Source organism: Adhaeribacter swui (assembly GCF_014217805.1).
In the GTDB taxonomy this organism is placed as follows: domain Bacteria; phylum Bacteroidota; class Bacteroidia; order Cytophagales; family Hymenobacteraceae; genus Adhaeribacter; species Adhaeribacter swui.
On the sequence record NZ_CP055156.1, the window covers coordinates 3,146,871 to 3,165,089 of the forward strand.

At 44.6% G+C, this 18,219-nt stretch carries 14 protein-coding genes; 5 read left to right on the forward strand and 9 right to left on the reverse strand.

All coding sequences use genetic code 11. The features are described 5' to 3' along the window. Positions 1-31: 31 nt before the first annotated feature. Together HUW51_RS13390 and HUW51_RS13395 are read left to right on the forward strand one after the other, a co-directional pair. Positions 32-1,210 (forward strand): glycoside hydrolase 5 family protein, encoded by a 1,179-nt coding sequence (locus tag HUW51_RS13390; RefSeq protein WP_185270147.1) that lies wholly within the window; start codon positions 32-34, stop codon positions 1,208-1,210. Positions 1,211-1,394: 184 nt separating this feature from the next. Beyond that, a complete protein-coding gene (locus HUW51_RS13395) occupies positions 1,395-2,501 on the forward strand; it encodes a M48 family metallopeptidase (protein ID WP_185270148.1) in 1,107 nt (368 codons plus the stop codon). A 297-nt stretch (positions 2,502-2,798) separates the two neighbouring features. Here HUW51_RS13395 and HUW51_RS13400 read toward each other — a convergent pair whose 3' ends face one another. From HUW51_RS13400 to HUW51_RS13410, 3 genes are all read right to left on the reverse strand, one after another. Beyond that, positions 2,799-4,106 (reverse strand): TolC family protein, encoded by a 1,308-nt coding sequence (locus HUW51_RS13400; RefSeq protein WP_185270149.1) that lies wholly within the window; start codon positions 4,104-4,106, stop codon positions 2,799-2,801. A gap of 95 nt (positions 4,107-4,201) precedes the next feature. Next, entirely contained in the window at positions 4,202-7,312 is a 3,111-nt protein-coding gene (locus HUW51_RS13405) for an efflux RND transporter permease subunit (protein WP_185270150.1), read from the reverse strand. Positions 7,313-7,326: 14 nt separating this feature from the next. Next, positions 7,327-8,439 carry an efflux RND transporter periplasmic adaptor subunit gene (locus tag HUW51_RS13410; protein ID WP_185270151.1) on the reverse strand — a complete coding sequence of 371 codons (1,113 nt, stop codon included), beginning with the start codon at positions 8,437-8,439 and terminating at the stop codon, positions 7,327-7,329. A 336-nt stretch (positions 8,440-8,775) separates the two neighbouring features. Between HUW51_RS13410 and HUW51_RS13415 the strand changes: the two genes are divergently transcribed. Both HUW51_RS13415 and HUW51_RS13420 read left to right on the forward strand, forming a co-directional pair. Then, a complete protein-coding gene (locus HUW51_RS13415) occupies positions 8,776-9,114 on the forward strand; it encodes an MGMT family protein (RefSeq protein WP_185270152.1) in 339 nt (112 codons plus the stop codon). A gap of 240 nt (positions 9,115-9,354) precedes the next feature. Then, positions 9,355-11,472 carry a M13 family metallopeptidase gene (locus HUW51_RS13420; protein WP_185270153.1) on the forward strand — a complete coding sequence of 706 codons (2,118 nt, stop codon included), beginning with the start codon at positions 9,355-9,357 and terminating at the stop codon, positions 11,470-11,472. A 68-nt stretch (positions 11,473-11,540) separates the two neighbouring features. Here the strand turns inward: HUW51_RS13420 and HUW51_RS13425 are convergent, their stop codons facing one another. From HUW51_RS13425 to HUW51_RS13435, 3 genes are all read right to left on the reverse strand, one after another. Next, entirely contained in the window at positions 11,541-11,891 is a 351-nt protein-coding gene (locus HUW51_RS13425) for a cupin domain-containing protein (protein WP_185270154.1), read from the reverse strand. A 509-nt stretch (positions 11,892-12,400) separates the two neighbouring features. Further along, positions 12,401-13,126, reverse strand: a complete 726-nt coding sequence (locus HUW51_RS13430; RefSeq protein ID WP_185270155.1) for a peptidylprolyl isomerase — start codon at positions 13,124-13,126, stop codon at positions 12,401-12,403. Positions 13,127-13,209: 83 nt separating this feature from the next. After that, the gene (locus tag HUW51_RS13435; protein ID WP_185270156.1) at positions 13,210-15,180 is read right to left on the reverse strand and encodes a DUF2339 domain-containing protein; all 1,971 of its coding nucleotides are present in this window, start codon (positions 15,178-15,180) and stop codon (positions 13,210-13,212) included. A 263-nt stretch (positions 15,181-15,443) separates the two neighbouring features. Between HUW51_RS13435 and HUW51_RS13440 the strand changes: the two genes are divergently transcribed. Beyond that, positions 15,444-15,938, forward strand: a complete 495-nt coding sequence (locus HUW51_RS13440; protein WP_185270157.1) for a DUF2062 domain-containing protein — start codon at positions 15,444-15,446, stop codon at positions 15,936-15,938. Here HUW51_RS13440 and HUW51_RS13445 read toward each other — a convergent pair. From HUW51_RS13445 to HUW51_RS13455, 3 genes are all read right to left on the reverse strand, one after another. Then, entirely contained in the window at positions 15,935-16,471 is a 537-nt protein-coding gene (locus tag HUW51_RS13445) for a GNAT family N-acetyltransferase (RefSeq protein WP_185270158.1), read from the reverse strand. The two genes, HUW51_RS13440 and HUW51_RS13445, sit on opposite strands and share 4 nt — an antisense overlap. Positions 16,472-16,625: 154 nt before the next feature. Beyond that, complete coding sequence (locus tag HUW51_RS13450) at positions 16,626-17,450, reverse strand: MOSC domain-containing protein (protein WP_185270159.1); 825 nt, start codon at positions 17,448-17,450, stop codon at positions 16,626-16,628. Between the two features lie 111 nt (positions 17,451-17,561). Further along, on the reverse strand, positions 17,562-17,786 hold the full coding sequence (locus HUW51_RS13455) for a CDGSH iron-sulfur domain-containing protein (RefSeq protein WP_185270160.1): 225 nt from the start codon (positions 17,784-17,786) through the stop codon (positions 17,562-17,564). Positions 17,787-18,219 lie beyond the last annotated feature (433 nt).

Here is an 18,219-nt window from a genome sequence, read left to right on the forward strand (position 1 = left end):
TTTTTAAAATTTGCCCAAAATCTTTAACCCCATGCGATCGACTAAATACGTACTTCTTTTTATTTACTTATTTATTACCACCAGCTTATTTGCCCAGCGCTCCGTCTGGACCAAAGAACAAGCCCATGCCTGGTACGCGCAGCAGCCCTGGTTACTCGGTGCGAACTACGTGCCGGTAAATGCCATTAACCAATTAGAAATGTGGCAAGCCGATACCTTTGACCCGGCAACCCTGGAAAAAGAAATGGCCCTAGCCGAAGACTTAGGCTTTAATACCATGCGGGTGTTTTTGCACGATCAACTCTGGAACCAGGACCAGGCCGGTTTTACGCAGCGCATCAACCAGTTTTTAGATATTTGCGCTAAACACAAAATTAGGCCGATGTTTGTGTTGTTCGATTCTTGCTGGGATCCTTTTCCTCGTTTAGGTAAGCAGCATCAGCCAGTGCAAGGATTGCATAATTCGGGTTGGGTGCAAGGGCCGGGAGCCGATGTTTTAAAAGATCAAAGCCAATATCCACAACTGCAAAATTATGTAACCGGCGTGGTGAGTCAATTTAAAGACGATGCCCGCATTCTGGCCTGGGATATTTGGAACGAACCCGATAATATGAATAATTCGAGCTATTTCCGGTGGGAACCCGCCAACAAAGTAGAACTGGTAACTAATTTATTACCGCAGGTGTTTACCTGGGCACGAGCCGGTAATCCGTCGCAGCCGCTAACCTGCGGCATTTGGGCCGGCGATTGGTCTACGCCGGATAAATTAAAACCCATTGAAAAAATTCAGGTCGAAAACTCCGATGTTATTTCGTTTCATAACTACGACGATGCGCCTGAACTGGAAAAACGCATTGTGTATTTGCAGCAATACGGCCGGCCATTAATCTGCACCGAGTACATGTCCAGAGGCAATAAAAGTGTGTTTCAGCGCTCGTTGCCGGTAGCCAGCAAACACAACGTAGCCATGATTAACTGGGGTTTTGTAGCCGGTAAATCCAACACCATTTACCCCTGGAACTCCTGGCAAAAAGTGTACGCCAGCGAGCCGGAACTGTGGTTTCATGATATTTACCGGCCCAACGGCGAACCATACCAAGCCGAAGAAGTAGCTTTTATTCAGAATATTGTAAAAGAAAAAGCCGCCGCTAAAGGTAAAAATTTAAAAAAAGGCAAGCCGAAGAAAAAAGCGAAAGCCGCGGCGATGTAGTAAAAGAAATCTGAATAAAACAACGAGTTAACTCCGCCCTACATACACTATCACAGATCTGGTAAACTAAATACTTCTGTTTCCGGATCTGTGATTTTTTATTTTTAAACCTGCTTTTGGGTAATATTTACCTCAAAAACAAGGCAGAAATTTTAAATTTGGGCTTAATTCAAATACAATAACCATGAATCTGGTATTTACCGGCACTTATTACGATGGTAAATCAGACCAATCTTACCAAGCCCAGGTACATCTGGAACCTGGGCAGTTACGTATCACCTACCAGAATCCAAATCAATCGGTACCCATTGCAGTGTACTGGCAACCCTCCCGTATTGAATCAAATGCAGATGCAGCAGCCGAAATTACCGTGCTTACTTACGGAAAAAACGCTACACAAAAACTAGAAATACCAGAACCGGATTTTAAAAATTACCTGGAAAAACAATACCCGCCCGTAGTGGCAGAGCCACCGTCCGAAGTATTACCGGTAAGCAAAGTACCCACGTGGTTTTGGTTGAGTGGGATCGGGATACTGGCTGCTATTTTTGGTTTTTACATGTGGGGATTGTCGTATCTGGCAGATAAAGCGGCCTGGATTATTCCGCAGTCGACGGATGAGTACGTGGGCAAAAGGGTGTACCAGCAAGTACTGGAAGATGCCCAACCCGAGCCCGAACTTACACAATACGTGAAAGGGTTTCTGCGGCAATTAAAAGTGCCCAGTACCTATCAACTGCAGGTAACCATTATCCGGGATAAGAACGTGAATGCCTTTGCTTTGCCCGGTGGCTACTTGGTAGTGCACCACAGTATCCTGGAAAAAATGCAGCATCCCGAGGAATTAGTCGCTTTGCTGGGGCACGAATCCGGGCACGTACAAAACCGACACGCTACCCGCGCCTTATTCCGGAGTTTAGGCAGCTATTTGTTTGTGTCTTATTTGTTCGGCGATATTTTGGGAGTGTCGGCGGTTCTGGTAGAAAATGCCAGCGTGCTTAAAAATTTAGAATACAGCCGCCATTTAGAAGAAGACGCCGATAAGTTTGGCTTTAGTGTTTTGCAGCAAAACCACATTAATCCGCGGGGCATGATACAACTGTTTCAACGGTTAAAGCAAGCAGAAAAAGCCTCCGGTAACTCCCAACCCAGTGAATTTCTAAGCACCCACCCACCTCTGGAATCCCGCATGCAAGCTATTCAGGCCATGATTAAAGAAAATCCTTATCCTGTGCAACCGCCCGATTCGCTGCAGTATTACTGGCTCAAAATAAAGCAAAGCCAAGAGTAAAGTGTACTATAATGTAGAAGCTGATTCGCGTTGGGCTTAAAGACAAAGCCGGTCGTCATACTTTACGTTGTATTTACTTTTCTGCAATGTATTGCCACCAGCTTAAGCTGGTGGGTATTCAAAGAAACTGTTCTGCTGTTCAGCGAGTTTTTAGCGGCTGGATCTATCATTCCAGAATACCTGCATCTCCTTCCCTGTTTTTAGGGAAGGAGATGCAGGCGAAAGGGTATTTATAAATGGTCACAAACAAAAAATCCGGCCTGAAAACCGGAATTTTTAATTTTTTTCATTTTTAGCTTACAAATTTAAATCACCTGCAATTTCCTTTAAAGAGATTTCAGCCAGCTTCGCCAGATATTGCGCATTGTTAAAACGAACCCGGGCATTCAGGTAGTTTAGTTGCGCATCCCGAAATTCTATGGGAGCAATGCTGCCTAAGCGGTACTTATCTAAAGTGATATTCAGGTTTTGTTTGGCAATCTTTTGGTTGTTTTCTTCTAAAGTAACCAGCGTTAAATTGGTAGCGTAAGTTTGGTAAGCCGCGGCCAGTTGCGATTTAATATTCAGGTCGGCTTTTTCGTATTGCAGTTGCGCGCTTTGGATTAAAGTTTCGGCATTTTGCTCGTTGCGGCGCTGCAAAAAGCCGTTAAAAATGTTTACCGAAGCCGATAGTCCGTAATTTAAGCCGCGGTTATTGGCCTGCGTGGCAAACCCTAAGGCCGATTCGGAACGGTTAAACGTGTAACCACTCGTTACGCCCAACGTGGGATAGCGGTTGGCCCGTACTTGTTTTAAATTCAGTTCGGCAATGCGTTTGTTTACCAGGGCTACTTTTAAAGCCGGATTTTGCTGAACGGCTAAATCCGATAAAGGGCCTAAAGTAAGTTTATTATCAATGTATAAAGTATTGGGCACTTCAAAAACAATGTTTACATCGCGGCCCAAAAATTCATTTAAACGGATTTGGGTGTTGCGGTAAAGGTTTTGTTGCTGCACAAAGTTGGTGGTATCGGTATTTAAATCCACGAGGGCGTTTAATACTTCCAGGCGGGCCGCTTTGCCAATAGTAAACCGGTTTTGGGCCGTTTGTACCCGTAAGCGCGAAATAACAATGGCCGAGTCGTAAGCCCGTAATTGTTGCTGTTGGTTTACCAGTTCAAAGTACGTGCTGATCACATCGCCCAGAGTGGTCAATATGGTTTGTTTTAACTCGGCATCGCCTAGGTTGGCAAATTCTTTTAATTGCTCGTAGCGGGCAAACATCCGGAAACCATCAAAAATAGTCCAGTTTAAATCGGTGCCGTAGCTGGTGTTCGAGCTTTTAACGTTATTAAATTCCTGTAATCCGGTTTGGCGGGTTTGGCGGCCGGTCTGGATGTTGTTGCCGTTAGTAATATTGGCGCCTAAATTAGGCAGCATGCCGGCGTTAGCCCGGTTTACGTTATTCCGGTCGATGGCTAAATCATTGGCGACTAGTTTAATATCATAGTTTTTTTCGAGGGCAATGCGCACCGCATCTTCTAATGTTAAAGTTTCTTGTGCTTTACCCGGTAGCGAAATAAAAAAAGTAAACAGGGTTACCAGATAAACAAAAATGTACTTCATAATAATGGTTACAAATTGCAGGTTGGGATTTAGAAGATTATAAAGTTACCAGTTATCAAATTACTAGACGATAACTGGTAACTGGCAAATAAAGGTTAGTGCACACTTTCCAGAACTTCTTTTTCAAATTTTTTGGCTTGTTCGAGTTCCGGATTGCGTTTAAACTCCCGCGACCACATAGCGTAAATAGCCGGAATAACGTACAGGGTTAAGATTAAGGAGAATAAAGTACCGCCCACAATTACAATACCCATCCCCATGCGGCTTTGGGCAGCGGCTCCTAAAGCCAACGCAATCGGTAAAGCACCCAAAGCAATGGCCAAACTAGTCATTAAAATAGGGCGTAAGCGGGCTTCGGCGGCCTCCAGAATGGCTTCGGCCTTGGATTTTCCTTCTTCTTTGAGCTGGTTGGCAAATTCCACGATTAAGATACCGTTTTTCGTTACCAACCCAATGAGCATAATGGTACCAATCTGGCTGAAAATGTTCCAGGTTTGCCCGAATAACCACAACGACAGCATCGCTCCGGCTACCGCTAAAGGTACGGTAATAATGATAATCAATGGGTCGATAAAGCTTTCGAACTGGGCGGCCAGAATTAAATAAATTAACAATAAAGCCAAACCAAAGGCGAAAGCCGTGTTAGAACCACTTTCCACGAAGTCGCGCGATTCGCCACCTAAGTCCGTTGAGAAAGTAGGGTCCAGCACTTTGGCGGCAATCCGGTCCATGGCATCAATGCCGTCGCCGATACTTTTGCCCGGCGCTAAACCCGCTGAAATGGTAGCCGACATGTACCGGTTATTGTGGAACAACTGCGGCGGGCTGCTGCGTTCTTCCAAAGTTACCAAATTATCCAACTGAATTAATTGCCCGGTGCTGCTGCGCACAAACAACGAAGTTAAATCCAAGGGATCATCCCGGTCGGCCTGGTCGAATTGGCCAATTACCTGGTACTGACGACCGTTCATGATAAAGTAAGCAAACCGCTGCCCACTGAGGGATAACTGTAAGGTTTGCGCCACATCAATTACCGAAACACCTAAGCTTTGCGCTTTTTCGCGATCGATGGTAATGTTAATCTCCGGTTTATTAAATTTTAAATTTACATCCGGGTTTGATAGCGTGGGGTCTTTGCTGGCCTCTTCTAAAAACTCCGGAATTTTCTCTTCCAATTTTTGAAAATTAGGCGCCTGAATAATGTACTGAATGGGCTGCCCCCCGCGCCGGTTCACCGAAATAGTAGGTTGCTGCGATACAATGGTACGGGCTTCTGGGTATTTCCGCGTTAGTTTGGTTAACCTTTCGGCTACTTCGGCTTGCGAGCGTTCCCGCTCACTGGGGTCCACCAAAGTCATCCGCATCATACCGTTATTTACCGAACCCGCTCCGCCAAAACCTGGAGAAGTAATTACTAAAGCTACTTTTTTCTCCGGAATCGAATCGTTTACTAAGCGGGTTAATTCTTCCATAAACCGGTCGGTGTATTCAAAAGAAGACCCTTCGGGAGCCGTAACCATTACCCGTAACATGCTACGGTCGTCGTAAGGAGCGGTTTCTTTTTGCAAGGTGATGTAGAAAAACACGATTAATCCCAAACAAGCCGCAATAATCGGGAAGGCCAACCATTTGCGTTGCATAAACCGGCCCAGCGATTGTGCGTAACCCGTGTTTAAACTTTCGAAATAAGGTTCGGTAAAATTATAAAACCGCGATTTTTTATGCCCGCCTTTCTTCATGAGGTAAGCATTGAGCATGGGCGTAAGCGTTAACGACACAAACGCCGATATCAGTACCGCTGCCCCAATTACTACCCCAAATTCGCGGAACAAGCGGCCCACAAAACCTTCGAGGAAAATAACCGGTAAAAACACCGCTGCCAACGTAATGGAAATAGAAATTACCGCCAGGAAAATTTCGTTGGAGCCTTTAATTGCCGCTTCAATCGGCGACATGCCTTCTTCTACTTTTTTAAAAATATTCTCGGTTACCACAATTCCGTCGTCTACCACTAAACCGGTAGCCAGTACAATGGCCAGCAAGGTTAATACGTTTACCGAAAAACCTGCCAGGTACATAATAAAGAAGGTAGCAATTAAAGAAACCGGAATATCAATTAAGGGCCGGAAAGCAATGCTCCAGTCGCGGAAGAACAGGTAAATAATTAAAATTACCAGTATCAGGGCCACCAGAATGGTTTCGGCCACTTCCGTTACCGATTTTTTAATGAACAAGGTATTGTCCATTACAATATCCAGTTGTAAGTCCTTGGGTAAGTCGCTTTTTAGTTTATCTAATTGGTCGTAAAAATTACCGGCAATTTCGAGGTAATTAGAACCCGGTTGCGGTACAATGGCCAAACCCACCATCGGCACGCCGGATTCGGTCATTTTGGTTTCCAGGTTTTCGGGGCCTAATTCGGCTTTGCCTAGATCGCTGAACCGGATAATGCGGTCACCTTCGGATTTTACAATTAAGTCGTTGAACTGTTCTTCGTTAGAGAGGTTACCCAAGGTTTTTACCATTAACTCGGTGTTGGAACCCGTTACTTTACCCGAAGGTAATTCTACGTTCTGGCGATTGAGCGCGGTGCGCACATCGGCTACGGTAAGGCCGTACGAAGCTAGTTTCATGGGGTCGAGCCACAAGCGCATGGCGTATCTTTTTTGCCCCCAGATTTGCACGCTGCTAATGCCCGGAATGGTTTGCAAACGCTGCGATAACACGTTTTCGGCGTAATCGCTGAGTTCCAGTTGGCTGCGGGTTTTACTGCGCACCGTCATGGTTACAATCGGTTCGGAGTCAGCATCGGCTTTAGAAACTACCGGTGGGGCATCAATGTCCTGGGGTAAAGATCTTACTGCCTGCGATACTTTGTCGCGAACGTCGTTGGCTGCTTCTTCCAGGTTTTTCTCCAGGTTAAACTCAATGTTAATGTTGCTCCGGCCCTGATTACTCGACGACGAAATATTGCGAATGCCATCGATGGAGTTAATGGATTTTTCCAGAGGTTCGGTAATCTGCGATTCAATAATATCGGCATTCGCCCCAGTATAGCTGGTGCTCACCGATACAATGGCCGGGTCGATGGACGGATATTCCCGGATACCCAGGAACGTATAACCAATAATTCCGAATAATATCAGAATCAGGTTAATTACAATGGTAAAAACCGGCCGCTTAATGCTGGTGGTAGATAAACTCATTTTTAATTAATTAATCAAGCTTTAGGTAACCGGACTTTAACCGGGGCATCTTGTTTCAACGTCATAATTCCGGTGGTTAACACCGTGTCGCCTGGTTGCAGGCCCGAGGTAATCAAAATTTCTTTTTCGGTGCGGGTAGTTGCTTCTACTTTTACTTCCTGTACTTTGCCGTTTTTAGCTACAAATACTTTTTTACCATTCTGGATAGGCACAATGGCTTGTGTAGGCACTAATAAAGCATCCGGGATAGAGGCCAACGGAAACTCAATATTGGCGAAAGAGCCTGGCAACAGTTCGTTATTCGGGTTTGCAGCCCGGGCGCGGAGCTGTAACGTACGGGTGGTAGCTTCTACGGCCGGTTCTATGGCGTAAACGGTGGCACTGTATTTTTTAGATGAACCCGCTACCGAAACTTGCAGCTTGGTGTTAACCTTTACCTGGTTGGCGTATTTTTCCGGTACCGAAAAATTTATTTTTACCGGATCGGTGCTGATTAAGTTAGCCACCACGGTTTCGGGCGTTAAATAGCCGCCCACCGACACGTTGCGCAAACCAATGCGCCCGGAGAACGGAGCCGTTATAGTAGTTTTGGCTAATTGCGCCTGAATTAACTGCGTTTGGGATTGTAAGGTTTTAAAGTCGGCAGTAGCAATATCAAATTCTTCGCGGCTGATGGCTTCTTTTTTAAATAATTGCGCGGCCCGTTCGGCGTTCTCGGCGGCTAAGCTCTGCCGCGTTTGCGCCTGGGCTAACTGGGCACGTAATTCAGCATCATCAATTTTTAATAATACCTGCCCTTCTTTTACGTTGCTCCCTTCCTGAAAACTAATGCTCCGGATTAAGCCCGATACCTGCCCCCGGATTTGTACTTGTTCGTTTGCTTCAATAGATCCGGTTACGGCCAATTTGTTGGCAAATTCGCGCGGTTGTACTACCACCCCATCTACCTGCATCGTGCCGCCCCGGCCACCACCCGCGCCACCCGGGCCGCCCGGGCCTTTGCCGGCTGCACTACCCGGACCTCCAGGTCCACCTCCGGCCGCTTTTTTGTTGGCCGAAATCCGGTAAACCACCAGCGAGGCAAATCCGATAATTAATAAAGCATAAACAAAATACTTAATTTTCATGGGTGTTTTAAAACGTTATGGGCGCAAGCGCGAAAAATTAAATTTTTAAATTATTTAAATAGTTAAACTTGTTTTGGTATATCGTAGGTGCGAACTACTCCTTTACTTACTCTTTTTTAACTGCTTCAGATTCAAAGCAAAGCTGTATTTTTGTTAAACTTTTACCGGGTGGGTACTGGTATTTGATAAACCTGCCACCGGCGAATAAGTTTTTTAAGTAAACGCAACTTAGCTTTTGATTCTGTTTCAATTCTGAAGTTTTAGCCCAGATTGTTTAATTAAGCCGTTAAATCAACTATTTTATTCATTTTCCAGATCATGCAAATAGCAACACCAATGGCAAAAGGTAACGATGAAAATTTTTTTAAAAATGTTTACGAAGTAGTAAAACTTATTCCAGCGGGTCGGGTAACTTCTTACGGGGCTATTGCCAGTTACCTGGGTAGCAAAGGTTCGGCCCGCATGGTAGGATGGGCTCTAATTGCCTCGCACGCGAAAAGTAACATTCCGGCGTACCGGGTAGTTAACCGCACCGGCATGCTCACCGGCAAGCAGCATTTTGAATCGCCGGATGCCATGCAAGCCAGCCTGGAGCGCGAAGGCGTACGGGTAGAAAACGATAAAGTAGTCGATTTTGAAAAACTATTCTGGAACCCGGCCAAAGAACTGTTGTAGTTGTACCTGGCCCGTTACAGCAACAGGCCATCATCCGGAATTGAGCAAAAAGTGAATTTTTTAAAAAAATAAATTCTGCTCATCGTTTTATAGCAGCCTGATAAATGGAGCGGTGTTTATAAAACCTGGTAGCGGGTTGTTTCTGGCCTGATTACCAGAGGAAAACTGTTAAAGTATACTTTCCTGCACTTCTTACCGTATATTTGTAAGATACTTTGTAAACTTATTGTAAATTTTAAAATGACAAAACAGATTTCCTGGATAAGCGCTTTTACACTGGCTGGGTTTTACCTGGCTGGCTGCAGCAGTACGGCGCCTACCCAATCCACTACTTCTGCCGAACACATTACGGCAATTACCACTACCGCTACCACCGAAACTCCCAAGCAAAATAAACCGAAACCCGTAGGCATCGACCGGGCAAACCTGGATACCACGCAATCGCCTTGCGCTGATTTTTTTCAGTATGCCAACGGAGGCTGGATTAAAAACAACCCGGTGCCACCCGCCGAGAGCCGCTGGGGAAGTTTTAACGAACTACAAGAAAAAAATTACGCCGTACAACACGCTATTTTAACAGAAGCTGCTGCCAATCGTACGGCTCCAAAAGGCAGTAATGCCCAAAAAGTAGGTGATTTTTACGCTTCCGGCATGGACTCCGTAGCCATTGAAAAGTTAGAAGCTGCGCCATTAAAGCCTTATCTGGATAAAGTAGCCGCTATCCGGGATGTGAGAACGTTGTTAACTACCGTCGCGCAATTTAAAAAATCCGGAATTAGTGGCGGGTTTAGCTTTTATGTGGGCCAGGACGATAAAAAAAGCACCGAATACGCTATTTTCTTAAATCAGGGAGGTTTAGGCTTACCGGACCGGGATTATTACCTGAAAGAAGATGACCGCTCCAAGGACATCCGTGCCGAATATGTAAAGCACGTTAAAAACTTATTTGCTTTGCTGGGCGACGACACTACTACCGCCGGGAAAAATGCGGCCAAAGTAATGGAGCTGGAAACCCGGTTGGCCAAAGCTTCGCGTACCCGCGTGGAACTTCGCGATCCGCAGGCCAATTACAACAAAATGACCTTAGCGCAACTCCAAAAATTAACCCCTTCCACGGATTGGAACATTCTGTTAGCCCAAATGGGTGCCAAAGGAGTTAATGAGGTAATTGTGGGGCAACCCGACTTTTTTAAAGAATTTAATTCCATCGTAAAATCTACGCCCTTGCGCGATTGGAAAACTTACCTGCGTTGGCATTTAATTCATTCTACGGCACCTTACCTGAACAAAGCTTTTGTAGAGGAAAATTTTAATTTTTACGGCAAAGTACTAAGCGGAACCAAAGCCTTGCAGCCCCGCTGGAAACGCGTACTGCGCACCACCGACGCCGCTATCGGCGAAGCTATGGGCCAGTTATACGTCGAAAAAACGTTTACCCCCGAAGCTAAAGCCCGCGCCCTGGAAATGGTGAAAAACCTGCGCGATGCTTTTCAGGAACACGTGCAAACCCTGGATTGGATGAGCGAAACTACCAAAAAACAAGCCTTGGTTAAACTTGATGCTTTTGCGGTAAAAATTGGCTACCCGGATAAGTGGAAAGATTATTCCGCCTTAACTATTACCCGCGGCTCGTACGTGGTAAATGTGCTGCACGCCAACGAGTTTGAATTTAACTACAACGTAAATAAACTGGGCAAACCCATCGACCGGACTGAGTGGGGCATGACGCCACCTACGGTAAACGCGTATTATAATCCATCGATGAACGAGATTGTGTTCCCGGCGGGTATTATGCAACCTCCTTTCTTTGACCCCAAAGCGGATGATGCGGTGAATTATGGCGGTATGGGCGCGGTAATTGGTCACGAAATAACCCACGGTTTTGATGACCAAGGCCGCCAGTACGATGCCGAAGGTAACCTGAAAGATTGGTGGACCCAAACCGATGCCGAGCAATTTACCAAACGTGCCGACATGGTGGTAAGTCAATACGATGCGTACGAAGTTTTACCGGCCGTAAAAGTAAACGGCAAACTTACCCTGGGCGAAAACCTGGCCGATATTGGTGGTTTAAACATTGCCTATACCGCCTTGCAAAAAGCTTTAGCGGGCAAGAAAAAAGAGAAAATAGCGGGCTTTACGCCGGAGCAGCGGTTCTTTTTAGCCTGGGCGCAAATCTGGCGGGTAAATGCTACCGAGCAGTATTTTAACCAACAAGTGCAAACCGATCCGCACTCACCAGGCCGTTTCCGTACTAACGGACCGGTGATGAACATGCCGCAGTTTTACGAAGCTTTCGGCTGCAAACCCGGCGACCAAATGGTGAAACCAGCAACTGAACAAATTAAAATCTGGTAAATTTTTAAAAATTTAAAATTTACAAAGAGCTTCCTGATTATCAGGAAGCTCTTTTGTTTAAACGGGTCTTATTGATTAGTCAAATTTTTAACCTCGCTTTGTTCGCCGCCTTTCGGGCCATAGAACAAAACCCAGGTGCTAAAATCCGGAGTAAAATCCAGGAAGCGGTGTTCGGCTCCGGCGGGTACAAACAGAAAATCACCGGCCTTTACCTGCGTTATTTCGCCTTCTAAAAAAAACTTGCTTTCGCCAGTGGCAATAACATATACCTCATCTTGTTCGTGGGGCATTTGCTTGTCGATTTCGTGCGGGTGGTACAATTCTACTGCTAAAGTGCCGTGTTCCAGTAACAATTTAAACTCCTTACCCGATTGTTGTAAAGCGGCCTGCGCCTCCGCTAAGCTAATTCTGTTCTTCATTTTTGTAATATAGATAATTTTTAAAATTTTAGTTAATCTAAAAACCGTAGCTAAGCGCATAGACACCAGTTTGGCTATTGAGCACCTGCTAGGGTTCCGGTTTTGCGGAGCAAAATTCCGCAGACGTAGTCCAGGGAATAGAATAACGGCATCTCCTCCCCTGTTTTTAGGGGAGGTACCCGCAGGGGGGAGGGGTAAACGAGGCCCGCCGGCCAGGAGGCAAACTGGGTACTGTTCAAATAAGATTGCACCTGAGCATGGAGACGGGAACCGGCTCCAAGTAAGTACAGTAAAATACTAAATTTTTTAAAATTTTCTTTTTAGCAGCTTGTCAAAGTAGTTCAGGGTTCCGGGGCTTTAGCCGGAGTAAAGTCAGAGACTTTACTTTGCCAGTAGGCACAAGTTTAAAAACTTGCGCCAGAAGTGATTGAGCCGAAATTGGAAAACTTTTGCCAAAAGCGAGAAATAAGATTAAAAAACTGACTCTAGAAAATCAAAAATTTAAAAAATTATTCTTCTACTTCTACTGTCATAAACACATCCTGCACGGGCACGTCGTTGGGGTCAACGGGTACATTGGCAATTTTATCAATTACTTCTAAGCCTTCGGTTACTTCCCCAAACACCGTGTACTTGGTATCTAAAGAAGGAACGCCGCCAATGGTGGTGTAGGCCTTAATTTGCTCCGGTGAAAAAGTGATTTTTTTACTCTGCGCGATGTCATCCAGACTTTCCTGGTTGTGTACTACACCCTGGATCAGGTAAAAATTATGCGAAGACGATAAACGCTTGGGATTAAACTCGTCGTCGTAACGGGCCATGGCAAGCGCGCCACGTTTGTGAAAGTACTGGGGCTTCACTTCGCTGGGTACGCCGTACTTGTCTGTTTTAATTTTCCGTTCTCGGGTATCGCCGCCTTGTATCATAAAATCGCGCAGTACGCGGTAAAAGATGGTATTATCATAAAAACCCATTTTGGCGAGGCGCACAAAGTTGGCCCGGTGCAAGGGCGTATCTTTATACAAGCGCACTTTTATCACACCCATGCTGGTGCTAATGGTTACCTTGGTTTCGGGGTTTTCCTGACCAAATTTTGTGAGTTGCTCGACCACATTGGCATCCGTGAGGGTTTCGTAGGTGCCTAAATCGGCTTTGTTGGATTTACCGGAACAAGCTGCCAAAAGCAACCAACTCATCAAACCCAGACTAATAGAAATAAACCGGAATGTTTTCATATGAACAGAGAATGTAAATTCAAAATTTTAAAAATTTAACGGCCAATTACTTTATCCAGAAATGTAATAGGCGAAGCTAGTACTTACTCCTTAGCTTTTTCGGTTGGTACATCATCCAGGAGCAAATTTTTTAATTTTTGGTACAAAAACGAAACTACCAGCAATAAAATACCTAACGAAATAAACGCCGCAATGCGTCCACCGGCCGGGATGTTCCGGATGTCGAACAGAAAAAGCTTAACCAGGGTAATAAAAAATAAAGTAAGCGATACCAGTCGTAAGGTTTTTAATCGATAACGCATCCCTAACAGCATAAAGCCAAAAGAAGCCAAGCCCCACAATATTGGGAAACCAATTTTATGCTCCTGCTGCAACAAAGCACTTACGTTTTTGCCGGGCGCGTATTGGGTAATTACCACCAAATGATCTAACTCCGTACTGGCCAGGTATACCAATGCCGTGCAGCCAAACCAAATAAAGCCATTCATTCTTTTGGAGCGCAGCCCGTAAACTTTGTGGTAATACGTAAAAACCTGGTACAGCAGCCCCAATAATAAAACTATAGCGGCGTAATGCAAAGCAAACGGAACCAGGCTACTATTTGCTTGCAATAAATAGTAATTACGGGCCGATTGCACCAATGGCTGCACCAGAAAAAGGTAAGAAGTAAAAGCCAGTATAGTTAAAATTTCGGAAATGGGCCAGCGGGCTTGCGGGGCTGGCAGTAAAAAACAAATAATAATAATGGCCGACAAATAATGATAAGCCGCCACTACCAGATATTTAATAGTACGCAGCTCGGTGGTGGTACTGCCCAGACGATAAGTAAGTTCGAGTAAAATTGCCAGGTACAAAAGCAACAAACCCATACTGCCGAGCAAGAAGCGCAGTTTGGCCTCGGTGGTTTTTTGGCGTTGCAATTGCCAGGCCACTGCGCCATTAAAAAAGGCCAATATACCCGAGTAAAGCCCCAGGTAAGCGCCCCCAGATAACTGGCTTAGCAGATACAGTCCGCACAAGTAAAAAAACAAGGTATTACTTAGCAGAATAATGATTTCCCATAAACGAAAGCTTTGTTGTTGTTTTAGGTTGTAAATTACCGTCATGGCAAAAAATACCAGGTAAAATAAAACGGCAAATACAAAGCCACCCAGATAAGGCGCCTGTTGTTCCCCAATAACCTTGGCTGCCAGCCAGCCGCCAAATAAAATTACGGTAGCTACGTAAGATATGATGGTGATAAGTGGCCATTTTTTAAAAAAAGCCAAAATGAGCATGCCGATGTTCAGGATAAGGATATAGATAAATAATATCTGGTAATTATTGCCCCCGGAGCTGGCCAGCAAGGGAGAGGCAAAACCACCCAAAAGGGCCAATACCGCCAACTCTTGCCGGTTATACAGCATAGCCATAAACACTGATAAGCCCGTAACTGCTACCATTAAAATAAAGGCCAGGGTTTGCGGCAATAAATGGTACTCATGGAAAGCCAGCGCAATGGTAAAATACAGCGTGGCTAAACCTCCACCCACCAAAACCGAGCTAAAAGCCGCGTATTGCCCGCGCAGCCGGTGCGCCAAACCTAGCAACCCAAAGCCGCAAACAAAACCAACGAGCACCCGGCCCCAGGCATTAATCCACTCCTGATCGATGGCAAATTTTATAAAATACCCGATGCCCAGCACCAAAACGGCAATGCCTAATTTATTAACCAGGTTTTCGCCGATAAACTTTTCTACATCCGGAATGCGCTCGAAAAACTCAGTCCGGGGAGTTCCTGGTTTTTTTGATAGATTGGTTGCTTGCGTTGGTATTTTATCTGGCGCGGCAAAGGTAGTATCGGACAAATCGGAAACAGAAAGTGGCGCCTGATCTGTTGCAATTACGGTTTGATGCGGGGCCGCCGCTGGGGCAGACTGACCGGCACGCGTAAGGTCCTGTCGTAGTTGTCGCAGTTCCGTTTGCATTTCCTGCATTCTGTTTTGCAAACGCACCAGCATCCAAATCAGAACCGCTAAAAAAATAAACAAAATTAAAAAGTATGCTTCCGCCATGCCCGCATAACAAATCAGTAAAACCGACGAAGGTAAATATAGTATTATCCGGTAAGAACTTTTCGCGGCATTTTATTTAATTAAACAAAATGCCGGGTTTTTGCATTTTATACCGGGCCAGGCATTTTTAGCTTGTTTTACGAATGCGCCAACATAAACCTTTCATTTTATGCTGAAAATAGTAGCTTTGTCAAGCTGGTTAAATTCTGCGGATTATGCCGTTCCAGGGGCCAGCCCCGGTACCATTATTAATAAAATTTTGTTTGAAACCGCATCCGCATAAAGTTTCTTATTTTAGAAGAAAAGTTGTTCATCCCTTAGCCAAATTGCTTACCATGGGGATTACCCCCCAAAGGTTAGCCATTACGGGTGCCTTGGGGGTGGTTCTGGGTATATTGCCTTTGTTTGGGTTAACTTCTTTTTTATGCACCATCATTGCGCTGCGGTTTAGGTTAAATTTGCCGGCCTTACTCTTAATCTGTTATTTAATGGGACCTTTGCATTTGGTATTATACATTCCGTTTATCGAAGTAGGATTAAAAGTATTTCCATTAACTACTTTTAACTTAAGCTTGAGCGAAATAACCGATTTGTTTAAACGCGACTGGCAAATGGCTCTGAAAACTATTTGGCTGGCTAACCTGGCTGGTATTTTGTTATGGCTGGTGCTGGCTGCCCCGCTTACCTTATTTTTTTATTTTTTGTTGTTGCCCGTAGTGCGTAAACTTTTAAAACGCAAAATTGTGGTAGAAGATTAATCAAACGATACTTCCAGTTCTTTCTGCATCACGTAATCGTTCATAAAATACGGCCCAATGGGGATGTCTTCTTCGTAGGCTACGGTGTACCCGCAATTTTCGTAGAAGGCTTTGGCCGGGTTGTGCCGGTTTACGTTCAGCAACAAAGTAGTGCCCCCGGCTCTTTTCGCGGCATCTTCTACGGCTTTTATTAGCTGGTAACCAAAACCGTGTCCCTGGCAAGATGGCAAAACGTAAATTTTGTTTAACTTAAAAACAGTAGCTTCTTTTTGGCGGGAGTAAGCCGCAAAGCCGGCCGGTTTTTGGTTATGCAGTAAAAGTAAAAACTGCTGCCCTTCGCTGGCTTGTTTTTCTAAAGCGCTTGGGTCGTAAATTTCCTGGTACATGTAGGCAATCTGCTCCGCTGACAAGATGGATTGATACGTAGGCGCCCAGGTTTGTTCTGCTACAGATAAAATAGCCGGAAGGTCGTCGGGGAATTGGGCAGGTCGGATGATAAAATCGGTGCTTTTGCCGGAAGAATCAGCATTCATGAAGCTTATTAATAAGGTGCTTTAGCGTTAGAAATCAATTTTTACAGTTTTAAATAAGTTGTAATTAAAGATCAGCGACTTCCTAATAAAGGAAATTTTAAAAAATTAAATTTTGGCGTGCTTGTCGCATGGCTTCGGGCTTTTGTTCTTAATATTACTGATACGACAGAACCGAGATTAAGTCGCCGGTGCGTAAGGTTTGCCCGGTGGTGCGAGGCAATACATTTTGGCCGAACATTATTTTTTTGTTAATGGTCCGGTAAGTTGCCAGAGTGCGTAGCGGTTCGGTTCCTTTTTCGGCCGTATCCTGATTAACGGTGGTTAGTACGCACCTGGAGCAAAGTTTTACGCCGGTAAACGGGTAGTTGGCAATCGTAAAATCCCGCCAGGTATCCTCGGCAAACGGTTCACCGCCCGAAAAAACCAGGTTAGGCCGAAAGCGGTTCATGGGTACGGGCACGGCTAACCGGCTATTTAAATCATTTAAAGAGGCCTGACCAATTACCAGAACCGGATACGCATCGGCAAAACTTACCACATCGTGGTTTAGAGCATACCTCGGATCGACGGGGCGCTGGGTAGCAGGCGGCATGTATACCAGCCGGCAGTTTATTTCCAGTATCCGGCTAAACCAGGCGCTTATTTCGGGGCTTACTTCTACCGCTGTAACCTGGTCATCCCAGATGGTAACGGTTACGGAATCTCTGGAATAGGTTTGGTTATCGAAAGTAATAAATAAGCTCTCCGTTAGTTTTTGCTTATGCGTTACCAATAAACCGCTGGCTTGCACGTGCACCTGCAAAAGCGCCATCCTGGGGAAAACCCGTTGCGTAATAAACTGGTTATTTTCGTCTACGAGTAACCAGCGCCGGTCGTATTGCAGGCCTTGGGGCTCTACAGTGGCCTGGTCTACGCGCACGCCGCCCAGCGACTTAATGGGATAGATATAAATATCGGTTAAAACAAGCGAAGAAGCCATGGCGGATATTACAAAAAAGCATTACCCGGAAACAAACTGCCAATTGGTAAATTTTAAAAATTTAAAATTTAGGCGGCAATCTGGTACCGGATTTTACTTTATATAAACAGATTAAACTTTGCGTGGTGGTAAAGCAAAAGCTTCGGCTACGTGCTCAAAATGGCCTTTGTGCGAACCATCGCAGAAAGGTTTATTGCTCGATAAACCGCAGCGGCAAATAGACACTAACTCGCGGCCACCTAAATCATACACATTACCCTGGGCATCTACAATTTCAAAATCGTCGCCTTGAATTTTTAAAGAACCATTGCTATTTACAGTAATCCGGGTTTTCATAAATTAAAAATAAGTTTAAACTTTGGCAAATATAAGCCATTCCGCATACGGCGTTCAACTTAATCGGTTTAAAAATACACCGTACTTGTTTTTATAATTTTATTAACCTGGTTTTTCGGGTATTTAAAAACTTACTGCGGGTAAAAATCATTTTAAGATAAGATTACTCTTGGGGTAAACACCCTTATTTCTCCATCCTATTAGGCGGTTTCTATTTGTATTTTTAAATTTTTTGCTAAAACCGATAGGAATGTATTTAGAATAAATCTAATAAACTTAAAATAATTATAAATGTAATTGGTATATTTTAGTTGAATATTAAAAAGATTTAAAAATGCTTGGTATTGCAGAAGTAATGCTTAATTTGTTAGTTTTAGACCAGATTATTGCCTATAATTGCTATGATAAAAAAATGATTAAAATTGAACTATTA